16 protein-coding genes are annotated in these 15,652 nt (G+C 68.5%); 3 read left to right on the top strand and 13 right to left on the bottom strand.

Annotated elements, in window-relative coordinates:
- The 10 genes from VNE62_05945 to VNE62_05900 form a co-directional block, all read right to left on the bottom strand.
- The coding region (locus tag VNE62_05945) for a fumarylacetoacetate hydrolase family protein (protein ID HVE91823.1) at window positions 1-455 on the bottom strand (455 nt) is incomplete at its 3' end.
- Entirely contained in the window at window positions 452-1,567 is a 1,116-nt protein-coding gene (locus VNE62_05940; protein HVE91822.1) for a homogentisate 1,2-dioxygenase, read from the bottom strand. The genes VNE62_05940 and VNE62_05945, both read right to left, overlap by 4 nt.
- Window positions 1,568-1,580: 13 nt before the next feature.
- Window positions 1,581-2,678, bottom strand: coding sequence for a 4-hydroxyphenylpyruvate dioxygenase (hppD, locus tag VNE62_05935; GenBank protein ID HVE91821.1), 1,098 nt, complete (start codon window positions 2,676-2,678; stop codon window positions 1,581-1,583).
- A 114-nt stretch (window positions 2,679-2,792) separates the two neighbouring features.
- Window positions 2,793-4,328, bottom strand: a complete 1,536-nt coding sequence (gene purH / locus VNE62_05930; protein HVE91820.1) for a bifunctional phosphoribosylaminoimidazolecarboxamide formyltransferase/IMP cyclohydrolase — start codon at window positions 4,326-4,328, stop codon at window positions 2,793-2,795.
- The gene (purN, locus tag VNE62_05925; protein HVE91819.1) at window positions 4,329-4,985 is read right to left on the bottom strand and encodes a phosphoribosylglycinamide formyltransferase; all 657 of its coding nucleotides are present in this window, start codon (window positions 4,983-4,985) and stop codon (window positions 4,329-4,331) included.
- Window positions 4,986-5,022: 37 nt separating this feature from the next.
- The gene (locus tag VNE62_05920; GenBank protein HVE91818.1) at window positions 5,023-5,424 is read right to left on the bottom strand and encodes a VOC family protein; all 402 of its coding nucleotides are present in this window, start codon (window positions 5,422-5,424) and stop codon (window positions 5,023-5,025) included.
- A 1-nt stretch (window position 5,425) separates the two neighbouring features.
- Complete coding sequence (gene sucD / locus VNE62_05915; GenBank protein ID HVE91817.1) at window positions 5,426-6,298, bottom strand: succinate--CoA ligase subunit alpha; 873 nt, start codon at window positions 6,296-6,298, stop codon at window positions 5,426-5,428.
- Between the two features lie 3 nt (window positions 6,299-6,301).
- Entirely contained in the window at window positions 6,302-6,682 is a 381-nt protein-coding gene (locus VNE62_05910) for a hypothetical protein (protein HVE91816.1), read from the bottom strand.
- On the bottom strand, window positions 6,675-7,811 hold the full coding sequence (sucC, locus tag VNE62_05905) for an ADP-forming succinate--CoA ligase subunit beta (protein ID HVE91815.1): 1,137 nt from the start codon (window positions 7,809-7,811) through the stop codon (window positions 6,675-6,677). Before sucC ends, VNE62_05910 begins: the two co-directional genes overlap by 8 nt.
- Before the next feature lies 1 nt (window position 7,812).
- Window positions 7,813-8,238: a cobalamin B12-binding domain-containing protein gene (locus VNE62_05900; GenBank protein ID HVE91814.1), complete on the bottom strand. Its 426-nt coding sequence runs from the start codon at window positions 8,236-8,238 to the stop codon at window positions 7,813-7,815.
- Window positions 8,239-8,330: 92 nt separating this feature from the next.
- On the opposite strand from VNE62_05900, the gene VNE62_05895 reads away from it, so the two are divergent.
- Entirely contained in the window at window positions 8,331-9,917 is a 1,587-nt protein-coding gene (locus tag VNE62_05895) for a carboxyl transferase domain-containing protein (GenBank protein ID HVE91813.1), read from the top strand.
- Between the two features lie 37 nt (window positions 9,918-9,954).
- On the opposite strand, the gene VNE62_05890 is transcribed toward VNE62_05895, so the two are convergent.
- Window positions 9,955-11,022, bottom strand: a complete 1,068-nt coding sequence (locus VNE62_05890; protein HVE91812.1) for a ribonucleotide-diphosphate reductase subunit beta — start codon at window positions 11,020-11,022, stop codon at window positions 9,955-9,957.
- A 181-nt stretch (window positions 11,023-11,203) separates the two neighbouring features.
- Between VNE62_05890 and VNE62_05885 the strand changes: the two genes are divergently transcribed.
- Window positions 11,204-11,770, top strand: coding sequence for a hypothetical protein (locus VNE62_05885; protein HVE91811.1), 567 nt, complete (start codon window positions 11,204-11,206; stop codon window positions 11,768-11,770).
- 185 nt (window positions 11,771-11,955) lie between these two features.
- The gene (locus VNE62_05880; protein ID HVE91810.1) at window positions 11,956-12,522 is read left to right on the top strand and encodes a hypothetical protein; all 567 of its coding nucleotides are present in this window, start codon (window positions 11,956-11,958) and stop codon (window positions 12,520-12,522) included.
- Window positions 12,523-12,569: 47 nt separating this feature from the next.
- Here the strand turns inward: VNE62_05880 and VNE62_05875 are convergent, their stop codons facing one another.
- Entirely contained in the window at window positions 12,570-14,768 is a 2,199-nt protein-coding gene (locus VNE62_05875) for a UvrD-helicase domain-containing protein (GenBank protein HVE91809.1), read from the bottom strand.
- 58 nt (window positions 14,769-14,826) lie between these two features.
- On the bottom strand, window positions 14,827-15,645 hold the full coding sequence (locus tag VNE62_05870) for an alpha/beta hydrolase (protein HVE91808.1): 819 nt from the start codon (window positions 15,643-15,645) through the stop codon (window positions 14,827-14,829).
- Window positions 15,646-15,652: the final 7 nt, after the last annotated feature.

Genomic DNA, 15,652 nt, shown 5'->3' with positions numbered 1-15,652 from the left:
GCCTGCTCGGGGCTCAGGTCCGAGCCGTCGCGGCCCACCACCACTGCCGCCTCCAGCTCGTAGTCGAGGGCGTCGGTGGCCGGGTGCGGGACCTCCTCGCCCGGGCCGTAGATGGTGGCCGGGTTGGTGAAGTAGAAGATCGGCAGCTGGTACCAGTCCGGCTCCATGTCCAGCCCCCGCTGCGCCCGTGCCGTCCGCACGTGCTGCTCGAACGCATAGAAGTCCCGGACCGATGGGGGGGCCGGGACGGGAGCCAGCAGCCGGACGGACTCCAGAGGCACCGGGTCAGCGCAAGGCTCGAGCCGGTTCCCGGAGATGTGCGACATCGCCAGGTCCACCAGGAGCGCAAGGCCCCCCTGCCCGTCGGACCGCAAAACCGGGACGGCGTGGCCGTCCTGCATATACCCGCCCCAGACGGTGTCGCCGGGGTCGGACCTGAACCTGACGAGCTTCACTGCCCGGCGTCGGCCCAGGACATCTCGTAGCCCGAGACATCCACCTTCAGCGCCGCGTCGGACACCAGCAGCGGCTGGCGGCTGTCGATCATCACCGCGTACTCGTCCAGCATCCGGGGGCCCGACTGCGGCGCCGCAGCGGCCCGTTTGACGGCATTCGGCTGCGGTCCGTGGTGCAGGCCGTGCGGGTGGAACGTCAGCATCCCGGCTTCTATGCCCTCACGGGACATGAAGTTGCCCGAGTGGTAGAAGATCACCTCGTCGTAGTCGATGTTGCGGTGGTAGAAGGGCAGCTTGAGCGCCTCCGGGTCCTCCTCGCCCGGCCGCGGCGCGAAGGTGCACACGACGAATCCGTTGCCCTCCCAGGTGGAGTGCGCGGATGGCGGCAGGTGGTAGCGCGGCGAGGCGATCGGACGGATGTCGGTGACGTTCAGCCGCATCGGGGCCAGGTCGCCCTTCCAGCCGACCGCGTCGCACGGGTGGAACGGGTAGGTGACGAGCGTGGTCTCGCCCATGCGCTTCACGGCGATGACGAACTCGCCCTCCTCCTCCACCGCCTCGGCCTCCGGGACCTCCAGGACCGCCGGGTCGAACAGCGCATGGCGGCCGAGGATGCCCCGGTCCGGGAGGTCGATCAGCCCGGACAGGTTCTGCACCCACAGCAAAGACGTGGGCTCGGCGATCTCAAACCGGTAGGTCACGCCGCGCGGCATGACGATGTAGTCGCCCTCGCCGTAACGCAGGGGGCCGTACTCGGTGCGCAGCAGCCCGGACCCGACGTGCACGAAGTACAGCTCGTCGGCGTCTGCGTTTCGCAGGAATTCCGGACGCCCCGTCTCGTAGCGCTGGAATCCGATGTGCAGGTCGGCGTTGTACAGCAGGGACGTCGGCCACAGGCCGTCGGGGGTCTTGAGCTGGGTGCAGTCCAGCGCGTGGTGCGCGGCGGGACCCTTCACCGACGTCCATCCGGTGGGCGCGTGGAGCCTGTAGAGGTGGCTCGCGGCGCCGAAGAAGCCGAGGCGGCCATGCTCCTCCTCGACCGTCCCCGCAGGCAAGGCGACGTGCGCCTGCCTGCTGGTCCTGCCCTTCACCCACTGCGGCAGACCCAACATCTCGTGCCTCCCTTTACAGGTTGCCCCGGCTCTCCTGCTCGCGCTCGAGCGCGACGAACAGCGCCTTGAAGTTGCCGGCGCCGAACCCGCGTGACCCCTCGCGCTGGATGATCTCGAAGAACACCGTGGGGCGGTCCATGACGTTCTCCGTGAAGATCTGCAACAGGTAGCCGTCGTGGTCGCGGTCCACGAGGATTCCGAGGTCCTGGAGCGTGCGCCAGTCCAGGTCGAGGTCCGACAGTCGTTCGGTCACGTCGGCGTAGTAGGTGTCCGGGATCCGCAGGAATCTGACGCCCCGCTCGCGCAGCGCCGAGACGGCCTTCACGATGTCCTCGGTCCGCATCGCGATGTGCTGGACCCCCGGCCCCCGGTAGAAGTCCAGGTACTCCTCGATCTGAGACTTGCGCTTTCCCGTCGCCGGCTCGTTGATGGGCAGGACGATCTTGCCCCCGCCGCCCTCCACGACCGTGGACATGAGAGCCGAGTACTCCGTGGATATGTCGTCGTCTGTGAACTTGGTCATCTCGCCGAAGCCCAGCACCTTTTCGTAGAAGGCCACCCACGGCTTCATGTCCTGGACGTTGGCGACGACATGATCGACGTGCTTGAGCCCCACATCCGGACCGCAGGGCCGCGTGTGCCGCGGCTCCCCGAACCCGGGGAGGAACCGGCCGGAGTAGGCGGAGCGCTCGACGAAGGTGTGGCGGGTGTCGCCGTAGGCGCATATGGAGGCCCGGACGATCTTGCCGGTGTCGTCTTCGATCACCTCGGGTTCCCGGGCCGCCGTCGCGCCCCGCTCCAAGGCGCCGCGGAATGCGGCCTCCGCATCGGTGACCAGGAAGGCTACGTCTCGCACGCCGTCGCCGTGCAGCCTGACGTGCTCGGCAATCTCCGACTCGGGGGCCATGGCGCCCGTGAACACGAACCTGATCTCTCCCTGCTCGAGCAGGTACGAAGCGCGGTCCCGAACGCCCGTCTCGGGCCCGCAGTAGGCGGCGAGGTCGAACCCGAAGTGCGAGGCCAGAAAACCGGCGCACGCGCGGGCGTTGCCCACCCAGAACTCGAGATGGTCGATTCCCTGCAGTCCGAGAGTCGTCTCAGGCGGCTTCACGGTATGTATCCCTTCCGTAGTTGAACCTGGCCATATGGTCGCAGATCGCGGCGGTCCCGGCGCCGGCGCGCCCGGTGATCAGCAGAGTCGCCCACGAAGTCCTCGGGAAGTACGTCAGTGCAGAAAGTGACGGACTCCCGTGAACACCATCGCCACGTCGGCCGCGTCCGCGGCGGCGATCGACTCCTCGTCGCGCACGGCTCCGCCAGGCTGGATGATCGCGGTGACTCCCGCCGCGGCCGCCGTCTCCACCGAGTCGCCAAAGGGGAACAGGGCATCGGACGCCGCCACGGAGCCCTTCGCGCGGTCCCCGGCGCGCCGGATCGCGATCTCCATGGACTCCACCCGGGACATCTGGCCGGCCCCCACCCCGACCGCCTGTCTGAGGTTGGCCAGGACGATCGCGTTGGACTTCACGTGCCAGCAGATCGTCCAGGCGAACAGCAGGTCCTCCCACTCGACGTCGGACGGCTCTCGCTTGGAGACCACGCGCATGTCGTCGCGGCGCTCGGAGACCTCGTCGGTGGTCTGCAGCAGAAGGCCCCCGCTGACGCTGGTTACCGACACCGGATCCAGCTTCCACTCGTCCGGGGAGACGTCGATCAACCTCGCGTTCTTCTTGCCTGACAAAAGCTCCAGCGCTGCCGGGTCATACCCAGGAGCCACCACGCACTCCAGAAGCGGGTGGTCCTTGAGCCGCCCCGCAACCTCGGCTGTACACGGCCTGTTCAACCCGACGATGCCCCCGAAGGCCGATCTGGGGTCGCACTCGAAAGCCAGGCGGTAGGCCTCCTCCGCGTCCTCGCCCACGGCCGCGCCGCAGGGGTTGGTGTGCTTCACGATGCAGGCGGCGGGCTCGCGGAACGACGCGACGATCCTCATGGCGGCATCCAGGTCCAGGTAGTTGATGAACGAAAGCTCCTTGCCCTGCAGCTGCCTGCCGGCTGCCACACCGCGTCGGGCGCCGGGGAGCCTGTATAGCGCCGCGCTTTGGTGTGGGTTCTCTCCGTACCGCAGCGTCGACACCCGCTGTGCGCTGAGCGTGAGCTGCTCCGGGAGCGGCTCCGGCCCCGACAACCATGACCCGACGGCCGCGTCGTATGCCGAAAGCCGGGTGAAAGCCTTGGCGGCCAGCCGTTTGCGCGTCTCGAGGGTCGTGCCCCCCGCGCCCGCGGCGGACGCGACCTCTCCGTAGTCCTCCGGGTCGACCACCACCGCGACCGACGAGTGGTTTTTGGCCGCCGCGCGCACCATCGTCGGTCCGCCCACATCGATGAGGGAGACCGCCTCGGCCTCCGGAGTACCAGGCCCGACCTGGATATCGAAGGGGTAGAGGTTGGAGACCACCAGGTCGATGGGCTCGATGCCGTGCTCGGCCAGGGTCCGCAGGTGCTCCGGCTTAGAGCGGTCGGCGAGGATCCCGCCGTGCACGGCGGGATGCAGCGTCTTGACCCTGCCGTCGAGCATCTCCGGAAACGATGTCAGCTCCGACACGTCGCGCACCGTCAGGCCGGCGTCGCGCAGGGCCGAAGCGGTGCCCCCGGACGAGACAAGCTCGGCCCCCGAGTCGCTCAGGGCCCGGGCGAGCTCGACCAGACCCGTCTTGTCGTAGACGGACAGCAACGCGCGCTTGATCGGGATGCGGTCCATCTAGGCGCTCCTCAGTCCGGGCGGCAGGGACCCGGCCCACGGCGGGTCCTCGACGTCTCCGCTCACCTCGACCCGCCGGCCGTCTACCCTCACCATCCCCGACGCCCACAGCTTCAGGGCCTTGGGATACAGGGCGTACTCCACGAGGTGCAGCCGGCTGGTCAGTGACTCCACCGGCTCGCCCGCGAGGACGTCCACCGCCCGCTGGAGAAGGACCGGTCCCCCATCGAGGTCGTCGGTCACCACGTGCACGGTCACCCCCGTCACCCGGACGCCGTGCTCCAGGGCCTGTCGAACCGCGTGCAGGCCGGGAAACGACGGCAGGAGGCTCGGGTGGATGTTCAGGGCCCTGTCGCGGTACTCCGAGACGAACTCCGAGGACAGGATCCTCATGTACCCGGCGTTGCACACGAGCTCGACGCCGTGCAGCTTGAGCTGCTCGAGCAGCATCCGGTCGTATTCCTCGCGGGTGGGGGCGGCCTTCGGGTCCACGAACACTCCCGGCACCCCGGCCCGGGCCGCCCTGTCCAGGACAAGGGCATCGGCCTTGTTCGTGAGCACGGCAACCACCTCGGCGGGCGCGTAGCCGCTGCGGCAGGCGTCCACCAGGGCCTGGAAGTTGGTGCCCGAACCCGTGGCAAGCACTCCGATGCGCATGGGGGCCGAGCCTATCAAGGCGATCCGACGAACTCGTTCACGCTCCCGACAGAGGAGCCATGAACTCCAACTGGATGTTGTCGGGGTCACGGAAGACCAGGACGTGGCCGTACGGCGCGTCCGCCACGGGTGAGTGCTCCACCCCGAGCTCCTCGAGCCGCTCGGCCCACTCCACGACGTCCGCTCGGGTCTCGCAGCAGAACGACAGGTGGTCCAGGCCGATCCGAAACTCGCTGAATCTGTCGCCGTCGGGGCTGTTCGGGTAGGCGTGGAGGCTAAGCAGCACCCCGCCCGGAGTCATCAGCATCGCGAGTGAAAAGTCCTCCTCTTTCATCTCCATGAACCGCGTGCCGCCGAACACTGACTCGTACCACTGCACGCTGCGGTCGATGTCCGACACCGTCAGCGCGATGTGGCTCATTCCGTTGCACGAGGGCATCTCACACCACCTCCCGAACCAGGTCCGCCACCTGCGTCGGGGTCCTGCCGACACGGACGCCCTTGGCCTCCAGCGCTGCGGCCTTGGCCTCGGCAGTCCCCGAGGAGCCGGTGATGATGGCGCCGGCGTGTCCCATCCGCTTGCCCGGCGGGGCGCTGAACCCGGCGATGTACGACACGACCGGCTTCGACATCTCGGATCCGATGAACTCGGCCGCGCGCTCCTCGGCGTCTCCGCCGATCTCGCCGATCATCACGACGGCCTTTGTCTCGGGGTCGGCCTCGAAACGCCGCAGGACGTCGATGAAGCTCGTCCCCACGATCGGGTCCCCGCCGATGCCCACGCAGGTGGACTGCCCGATTCCACGGACCGTCATCTCGTTGATGATCTGGTAGGTCAGGGTCCCCGACCTGGACACAAGTCCCACGGGGCCGGGGGTGCAGATGTCCGGCGCGATGATTCCCATGTTGCCCTTGCCAGGTGAGATCAGACCGGGACAGTTCGGGCCGATCAGGACGGCATCGCGGCCGCGAAGGTAGTCGGCCACGATCATCATCTCGCGCACCGGCACCGGGTCGGTGATGCACACGATCAGCCCGCACCCCGCCGCCTCCGCCTCCAGGACGGCGTCCGCGGCTCCGGCTCCCGGCACGAAGATCAGGCTGGCGTTGGCCCCGGTCTCCTTCGCCGCCTCGATCACCGTGTCGAAGACGGGGACCCGGTCGTCCAGCACCCGGGTGCCGCCCTTGCCCGGACGGGTCCCCGCGACGATCTTCGTCCCGTAGTCGAGGTTGCGTGTGGCGTGAAAGGTGCCTTCGCGACCGGTGATCCCCTGGACCACCACGCGCGTCGTTTCGTCGAGCAGGATCGCCATTGCCTATCGCTCCTCGGGTCTCAGTGGTTTCCATTCCTCGAGATCATCGGGCTCGGGGGGCCGGATCGACCTCGGCGGGGGCACACGGTCCTTGAGCCTGCTCCAGGGGTCCTCGCGCTCACGCCACGGCTTGCCGACCCACTGGATGACGCTGCGCCGCACCTGCGTGAGGACCGGCGTCCGGCGCTCGGTCCGGCCGACCAGGTCGACGATCACGTCGGCCCGGGAACGGCCCCCGCGCCCGGCCGCCGTCTCGATGATCGTCTCCACGTCCTCCCAGGGCGAACCAAACAGGTCCTCGAGCCGTCGCTGCACGGCCTCGAAACTACGGCCCAGCCGCTGCTCCACCTCCGCCGCGGCTGCTTCGTCGTAGCCGTCAGCCACGCGCCCGCTCGACCGACAGCTCTGCGGCCTCCCACATCGTGGGGGTCGCGGTCACGCCGGGTAGGTTCGCCTCGGCCAGGATCTTGCGGCCCTGCTCGGCGTTGGTCCCGTCAAGGCGCACGACCATCGGGACCTTGAGGTCCACCCGGCCCAAGGCATCGATGATCCCGCGCGCCACCAGGTCGCAGCGGACGATGCCCCCGAAGATGTTGACGAAAACCGACCGGACCTTCGGGTCGGACAGGACGATCTCCAGCCCGGCGGCGATCTGCTCACCGGACGCGCCTCCGCCGACGTCCAGGAAGTTGGCGGCCTGGCCCCCGGCCAGCGCCACGAGGTCCAGCGTGGACATCACCAGCCCCGCGCCGTTGCCCATGATGCCGACCTCACCGTCGAGCTTGACGTAGGCGATGCCCTTCTCCTTGGCGATCTTCTCCTGGGGATCGGTGGTCAGGATCGTGCGGTACTCGACGTACTCGGGGTGGCGAAACAGCGCGTTGTCGTCCACCGACACCTTCGAGTCCAGGGCATGGACGGTTCCGTCCGGCGTCAGCACGAGCGGGTTGATCTCCACCAGGTCGCAGTCGCCGTCCATGTAGCACCGGAACATCGACTGCAGGATCGATGACGCACCCCCGCGCGCCTCGGGGTGGAGCGTGGAGGTGAGGTAAGTCGCGTGAAAGGGCTTGAAGCCCACAAGGGGGTCGACGTGCAGCTTGAGCAGAGCGTCCGGGTCGCTGGCCGCTACCTCCTCGATGTCCACACCGCCCTTGGCGGAGACCATCGCGAGAGGCAGTCCCTCCCGGCGGTCCAGGGTGATCGACGCGTAGTACTCGTGGGCGATGTCGGTGGCTGCCTCCACCAGGACCCGCTCCACCCTGTGGCCCTTGATGTCCATCCCCAGGATCTGTCCGGCTGCCGCGCGCGCCTCGTCCGGCGAGTTGACCAGCTTGATGCCCCCGGCCTTGCCCCGGCCCCCCACCTGGACCTGGGCCTTCACCACCACCTGACGACCCACCTCCGCCGCTACGGCGTGGACCTCGTCGGGAGTCGTGCAGACGCGTCCCTGGGAAACCGGGATGCCGTGCCGGGCAAAGACCTCTTTGCCCATGTACTCGAGAAGATCCACCTCAGCCCCCCTCGCCCGCCGGTGCCTGCGCGGGCTCCTCGGACAGTGCCTCGCGAAGCCAGTCCACGATCGTCTGCGTCGTCGTCCCCGGGGTGAAGATCTCGGACATCCCCTGGGCCTTCAGCTCGTCGATGTCCGACCGGGGGATGATCCCACCTCCGAAGACGACCACCGAATCGGCCCCCTTGTCGCGCATCCCCTTCAGGATCTTCGGGAACAGCGCCATGTGGGCGCCGGACAGCGACGAAAGCCCTACCGCGTCCACGTCCTCCTGGATGGCCGCCTCGACGATCTGCTCCGGGGTCTGGTGCAGCCCCGAGTAGATGACCTCGAACCCCGCGTCGCGCAGGGCACGGGCCACCACCTTCGCGCCACGGTCGTGGCCGTCGAGTCCGGGCTTGGCGATAAGGATGCGGTGGCGCTTCACGGGGCCACATGCTACCGGCCCCCGTTGCGGACGGGCGACCCGCGCCGCGGACCGTGCGTCACACGGTACCGGCGGGGGCCGATACTACTGCCGTGTCATCACACGACGGGGCCTGCCCCAGGTGCGGGCGCGAGACCGACGAGTTTCTGGTCTGCGGCTCGTGCGGCCACCACTCGCGAATGGACGCGCGGTCGCGCATCGAGCTGCTGACAAGCGCCTTCAACGAGCAGGACGGGCTCCTGGAAGGCCGCGACCCGCTCGGGTTCGACGGCTACCCGGAGGCGGTCGTCAGAGCACGTGCGGACACAGGCCTGCGTGAGGCGGTTGTGTGGGGCCGCGCCTCGATAGACCACGTCGAGTGCGCGCTGATCGTGCTTGATTTCGCCTTCTTGGGCGGGTCCATGGGGGCCGCGGCCGGCGAGAAGGTCGCCCGTGCCTTCGACGCTGCAACCGCGCGCTGCCTGCCGGTGGCCTGCGTCACGGCCTCCGGCGGGGCGCGGATGCAGGAAGGGATGGTTGCTCTGGTCCAGATGGCCAAGGTCGCGGAGGCCCGGCGGCTGCACGCAGCGACGGGCCTGGGCCAGGTGACGCTGCTGACTTCGCCGACCACCGGCGGCGTCTACGCGTCGTTCGCGTCCCTCGCGGACGTGATCCTGGCGGAGCCGGGGGCCCACGTCGGTTTCGCCGGCCCCCGCGTCATCCGCGACCTGACCGGGCAGACACCGCCCCCCGAGACCCACACGGCAGAGTGGGCCCACCGGCAGGGCCTCGTGGACGCGCTGGTTCCGAGGGCGCAGCAACGGGCGTCATTGGGGCGCGTGCTGCGCGCCTTCACCCGACGGCAGGGACCGCGCGGCGAGGGGTCGTTCCGCAGCCTCCACGGCGGACCCCACCGTTCGCCCTCGGAGCGGCTCCTGCTGGCGCGGGACCCGTCACGTCCAAAGGGGCCGGCGCTCGTGGACGCGCTCCTGGACGACCAGGTCGCGCTGCGTGGTGACCGCAGCGGCGGCGGCGACGACGAATCGGTGCTGGTCCGGATGGGATCGCTGCGGCCGACGGGACAAAGAATCACCGTCATCGCACAGGACTGCACGGGCGGCAGGCGGCTCCGTCCCGCCGGCTACCGGAAGGCGGTGCGGGCGCTGGAACTGGCGGGGCGGCTGGGCCTGCCGGTGGTGACGGTCGTGGACACGCCCGGCGCCGAGCCGCTTCCCGACTCCGAGGCCGGCGGTGTGGCTCAGGCGATAGCCGCGACCTTTGTTGCGCTGCTGTCGGCTCCCGTCCCCACGGTTGCCGTCGTCACCGGAGAAGGAGGCAGTGGAGGGGCGCTGGCCATGACCGCCGCCGACAGGGTCCTGATGTGGGAGAACTCGGTCTTTTCGGTGATCTCTCCCGAAGGAGCGGCCTCCATCCTGCACAGGGACGCTTCTCGGTCGGCCGACCTCGCTGAGCGCCTCCGGATAGAGCCCAGGGACATGGTCGAACTCGGCGTGGCCGACGCAGTCGTCGCCGAGCCGCCGCAGGGGGCCCAGTCCGAGCCGGAGCCGGCGCTTCGCGCGCTGGCCGGCGTGGTGGCGGACCACTTGCACGGCCTGGAGGCCCTGAGCCCGGACGAACGTTTATCCGCCCGCAGCCGCCGGTGGCGCGAAGCGGGAAATCGGTGGCTCACCGACGGCTGAATCAGGCTCGGTGACGCTGAGGCAAGGGCGCGGTGAATCAGGCGACGCGCGCAGGTCCCAGTGCGTGGTCCTTTTCGTACAGGCGGGCGTAGTGCGTGCCGCCGGTGCGCGCCTCCCACTCGCCCAGTGCCTTCTCGAACTCCGCCCACGCGAACTCGCCCAGCTCGTTGACCTCATCGGTGCCGAAACCGACCGCCGACAGCCGCTTGAGGATGTGCGTGAACGCGTAGCGGTGCGCCTCCTGAGGCCCGATGACGAACTCCGCCGGGATGACCTCGAGCAGCTCGAGGTTGTGATCCTGGTCCGGCGGGTGGGTGAGGCGGACGACGTCCGGGATGCTCTCGCGCATGACGTCCATGATCCGGGGGCCGAGCGACGGGTCCGCCTCCCGCAGCTCTCTCAGGACGCGCACGCCGAACCCGACGTGGCGTGACTCGTCGCGGGTGACGGCCATGAACCCCTTGTAGAACCCCGGCAGGACGCCGAGGTTGCGGCACAGGTCCAGCAGGAATCGCTGTCCCAGAAGCGCCAGGCCCGCTTCCAGGACCAGGTGGTACAGCGTGACCGTCTCGACGAAAAGGCCGATGTCGGACGGATTCTTCCGCAGCGCGTCACCCCGGCCGTCCAAGCCGCGGGGCCCGAAGAACAGGTTGGTGTACCAGCGGCCGTAGTAGGGACGGAACCTCTCCAGGTGCTCCTGGGTGCCGCCCTCCAGCTTGATGACGTCGTTGAAGAACCTCCTGAAGAACACGACGTGGCGGGCCTCGTCGACCGTCTGCGTGGTCAGGAAGATCTCGTGATCGATCCGCGGAGCCGCCATCATCAGCGGCGCCAGGTTCTGAGTCACCGACTGCTCGCCCTGGTAGAAGGCCGCCATCGTGCCCAGCATCTCGTTGCGCAGGGCCTGCGGCAGCTTCGGCCACTGCTCGGCGTCCACCGAGAAGTCGATCCCGGTCGCCAGCCAGTGCTGGCTCTCCCACCGCTGGTAGAAGTCGTCGTAGGTGTAGCGACGCTCCGCGACCGTGAGAACGTTGTCCAGCAACTCGTCGGGGGTGTGGCGGGCGAGGCCCTCGATGTCCATCGACTCGAGCTCGTGCGTGTCCACGGTTCCTCCCGCCTCGAACCCCGCAACTGTCGCACGGGGGCCGGGGCAGCACAAGGTCATCCAGCGATCCAAGCGGCCGAAAGGGTCGCCGCGTGGCCTGAGCCCCAGCCGCAGGTGGCGGATGCAGGAGATTGGACGGTGCTCCAGAACCTAGAGAGCAAGTCATCCACAAAGGGGAATCATGCGGCGACTCAGAGGCTTGGCAGGCGCACTGCTCTTGCTTGGCGTGACGTTCTTGGGTGCGCCTGCGCAGGCCGCCGACGTATCCCACGAAAGCGACATACCACGCCTGGAAATGTCGGCGTACTTCAGCGACGACAACTACGAGGTCTGGTTCACCGCGTCCTCCGGGTTGGGGGTGCGTGGGTCTGCGAATCCGCCCTCGGTCACTGTTGGCAATCCCGTGAACGTCAGCTTCTCGGTGCTCCACCGCGAAACCAACACCACCACCGCCGCCCACGGCCCAGCGGTGGTGGCAATCGACCCGGCGCTCAACGCCGGTCAGGCCTCGGGAACGATCACCAACGGCTATGGAACCTTCGTCTTCTCGGTCACAGCCGCGGGGACGGGAGCTCCCAGCCCGACGATGGGAACTCACGGCAGTCCCGAGGCGGGCGCATGGGTCTACCTCACCAGGCAGGCCACGACTGCGGCGAGCATCTCGGCCCCCAACGGGACGTACACCGGCGTCGGCAGTGGCTACATGTCGAACAGAATCGGAACCTACGTCCGTCCCGAAGTCCCCTGACGCGCCACCAGCTCTAAGCCCGGGCGGCCGCCCGGCAACTGCCGCACGGGGGTCGGGCGGCGCGAGAGGAAACCGGCGGAGTGACGTGCGCCACACCGCGCAGGCTCGAGCCCCGAAACGATGGGGCAGGAGAACCGCCCCCGGCGGAGAACCTTTGAGCGGGGCATTGATGACTGGAGGCACCTATGAAGCGGGTCAGAGCAATCGCGGTGGCAGCGGCGGTGCTGTCGGCGACTTTCGTGGGCACCCCGGCGCGAGCCGCCAACGTCTCCTACGGAGCTAGCGTCCCGGCTCTCACGATGTACGGGTACTTTTCGGACGCCACCTACGACATCACCCTGACGGGGTCCTCGGGTCTCTACGTTCAGGGGTCTGGCGTGCCGCCCTCCGTCTACTCGAACCCTAGTGAGTACGTTTCGATGTGGATCCACAACAAGACGACGGGAGTCTCAGCCTATGCGGGAGGCGACGCAGCCGTCGTCATAGATCCCGCCCTGAACGCGGCCACCGCCTCGGGCCTGATCACCAACCACTACGGGACCTTCGTGTTCAGCATCGTTGCCGCGGGCACGGGAACCCCCCAGCTGTCCACGTCCAGCGGCGGCCCGCCATACACGCACGCCGGCGCCAATATTTATCGCGAGGCCACGACTGTGGCGACCGTCAGGACGCCGATCGGAGATTTCACCGGCGTCGGCACCGGCAGCCTGCGCACAAACGTTTCTACCACGGCCTCAGTGACGGCTCCCTGAGCCATCCGATCTAGAGAAAAGCCCGGCCCCCGGCCGGGCTTTTCTCTTTACCGGGCCTTGGACAGGTTCGCGTAGGCCAGCAGCAGGACCTTGTCGCCTTCGTCGTCGAACCGGACTGTGACCTCGGTATCCGAACCGGACCCCGACACCTGCAGGACCTCGCCGACACCGAATGCCTCGTGCATGACGGCATCGCCCGGCGAGACCGCCACCACGAACCTCTCGGCCCCCGGACGCGGCGCCTGCGCCTGCCTGGCGGGGGCCGGCGAGTCCCATCCCCGCAGGCGCGGCGACTCCGACTTCCCCCGGACCTCCACCAGTTCCTCGGGGATCTCGCCCACGAACCGCGACACCGGGTTGTAGTTGGTGCCGCCCCACAGCGACCGCGACCAGGCGTGGGAGATGTGGAGGCGGTCCTGCGCGCGGGTGATGCCGACGTAGGCCAGCCGCCGCTCCTCCTCGAGGTCGTCGGGGTCGTCCAGCGACCGGATATGCGGAAAGACCCCCTCTTCCATCCCCGTGAGGAACACGATCGGGTACTCGAGCCCCTTGGCGTTGTGCAGCGTCATGAGCGTGACGATCTCGTTGGCGTCGGAAAGGACGTCCACCTCCGCAATCAGCGACGTCCGCTCCAAAAAGTCGGCTAGGCGGGCGTCCCCGGCGTCCTCCCGGTTGGAGAACTCCTCGGCCACCCCGGCCAGCTCCTGCAGGTTCTCAATCCGTCCCTCGGCCTCTGGGGTCTGCTGGGCCTGGAGCTCGTCCAGCAGGCCCGACTCGGTCCAGGCCGTACGGACGATGTCCGACAGCGGGGCCCCCGCCGCGTCGCGCTCCCGAATCAACCTCAGCACCCGGGCCACCTCGGCGCAGCCGTTGCGCGCGCGTCCGGACAGTCCCGGGACCTCGTCGGCCCTCGCCAGCGACTCGCCGAGCGGGGTCTCGTGGGACCGCGACCACAGCTCGAGCTTGGCCATGGACCCGTCGCCGACACCACGCTTCGGCGAGGAGATTGCTCGCTGGACCGACACGGAGTCCGCCGGGTTGTGCGCCGCCCGCAGGTAGGCGATCGCGTCGCGGATCTCCTTGCGTTCGTAGAACTTGAGGCCACCCACGACCCGGTACGTGATGCCGTATCGGAAGAAAATCTCCTCCAGGACCCGGGACTGCGCGTTGGTGCGGTAGAACACGGCCACGTCCTTGCCCGAATAGCCCTCGGGGGCCAGCTTCCCGATCTCGCCGGCGACAAAATGCGCCTCGTCGTGCTCGTCGTCGGCGCGGTACCGGACGATTCCCGCTCCGCCCCCGCGCTCGGTGAACAGACGCTTGTCCTTGCGTTGCCGGTTGTTGCGAATCAGGCCGTTGGCCGCATCCAGGATCGTCTGGGTGGACCGGTAGTTCTGCTCGAGCTTGAACACGCGCGCATCGGGGTAGTCGCGCTCGAACTCAAGGATGTTGCGGATGGTCGCTCCCCGGAACTTGTAGACCGACTGGTCCTCGTCGCCGACCACGCACAGGTTGCGGTGCTTGCCGGAAAGAAGCGCCAAGACCCTGTACTGCGCGTGGTTTGTGTCCTGGTACTCGTCCACCACTACGTACCGGAAGCGGTTCTGCCAGCGCGCCAGGGCCTCCGGGTGCTCCTCCAGCAGCCGGACGGCCTCGGCGATCAGGTCGTCGAAGTCCAGGGCGTTGGCCCGCCGCAACGCTGCGGCGTAGCCCTTGTACACGTCAGCCGCCACCCGCTCGGGAAACGACGCCGCCGCCGACGCAAAGGCTTCCGGTCCCAGACAGGCGTTTTTGGCGTTTGAGATGACCGCCGACATGGACCTGGGAGTCCACCGCTTGGCGTCGAGGTTCAGCTCCTTCAGGCAGGCGGAGATGACCCGCTGCGAGTCCCCGTCGTCGTAGATCGTGAAGTTCTTGCCCAGCCCCAGGCGCTCGGCCTCCATGCGCAGGATGCGGGCGCAGGCGGCGTGAAAGGTCATCACCCACATCTCGCGCGCAAGGCCCGTGCCCACCAGGCGCTCGATCCGTTCCCGCATCTCACCGGCTGCCTTGTTCGTGAACGTGATGGCCAGGACGTTGCGCGGCGACACCCCGTGGCGCAGCAGGTTGGCTACTCGGTGCGTTATGACGCGGGTCTTGCCCGACCCGGCCCCCGCGACGATCAGGACCGGGCCGTCGAGCGCCTCGACGGCCTCCCGCTGGACGGGGTTCAGCCCCGATACGACGTCGGCGAGGGAATCCTGCACCCCCTCAGTATGTGGCGGGGGCCGACGGACCACAGCGGCGACGACACGGGGGGGCCGCCTAGGACAGAGCGCGCGCCTCCACCGACAACAAATGCTCGAGGATGGCCTCGTTGACCTCGTCGGACCGCTCGTGGATGAGCGCGTGCCCCGCGTCCGCCCACACCCGCAGCTTTGCGTCCGGGATGCGGTCGGCGATCATCTCCGCGTTGCGGACCGGACTCATCTCGTCCGCGTCGCCGTGGAGAACGAGAGCCGGCTTTCTCATGGACGACAACCCCTCGCCTGAACTGTCCTCGGCCAGCCACGACGCGCACCCGCCGAGCTGGCTGAAAACGGACAGCGACCGCGGGGGGTTGGCCAACGCGAAAGCGACAAAGCCCTCGAACAGGTCGGGGTTGCGTTCGCGGTAGGTCCGCCCGAAGGTCGCCTCGGCCCCCGCGCGGATCCTGGCCGCCGGCTCTCCGTCCACGAAAAGCCGGGCCGCGACGTCTTCGTCCATAAAGGCGCGGTCCGGGCCTCCGCAGTACGTGGAGATGAGGGTCAGGCTCCGGACCCGTTCCGGATGCTGCATGGCGATGGCCTGGGAGATGATGCCGCCCATCGACACACCGACCAGGTGGGCGTTCGTGTAACCCACGGCGTCCATGATCCCCAGGGTGTCGGAGACCATCTCGGGCATGCTCCACCAGTCACCCGGGACTTCGCTTTCGCCGATGCCGCGGTTGTCGAAACAGGTGACGTCGAAGTGGCGCGCCAGGACCGGCATCTGGTTGACCCATGACAGTCGGGGGGTGGCCAGCCCCGGCACCAGCAGGACCGGCTCGCCGGACCCGGCCCGGTCGTAGCCGAACTCCAGTCCGTTTACACGGACCTTCATGCGGACG

It is taken from the genome of Actinomycetota bacterium (genome assembly GCA_035536535.1).
Lineage (GTDB): Bacteria > Actinomycetota > JAICYB01 > JAICYB01 > JAICYB01 > DATLNZ01.
Note: the sequence above shows the minus strand (reverse complement) of the source record. Positions and strands in the feature narration are given on the sequence as shown.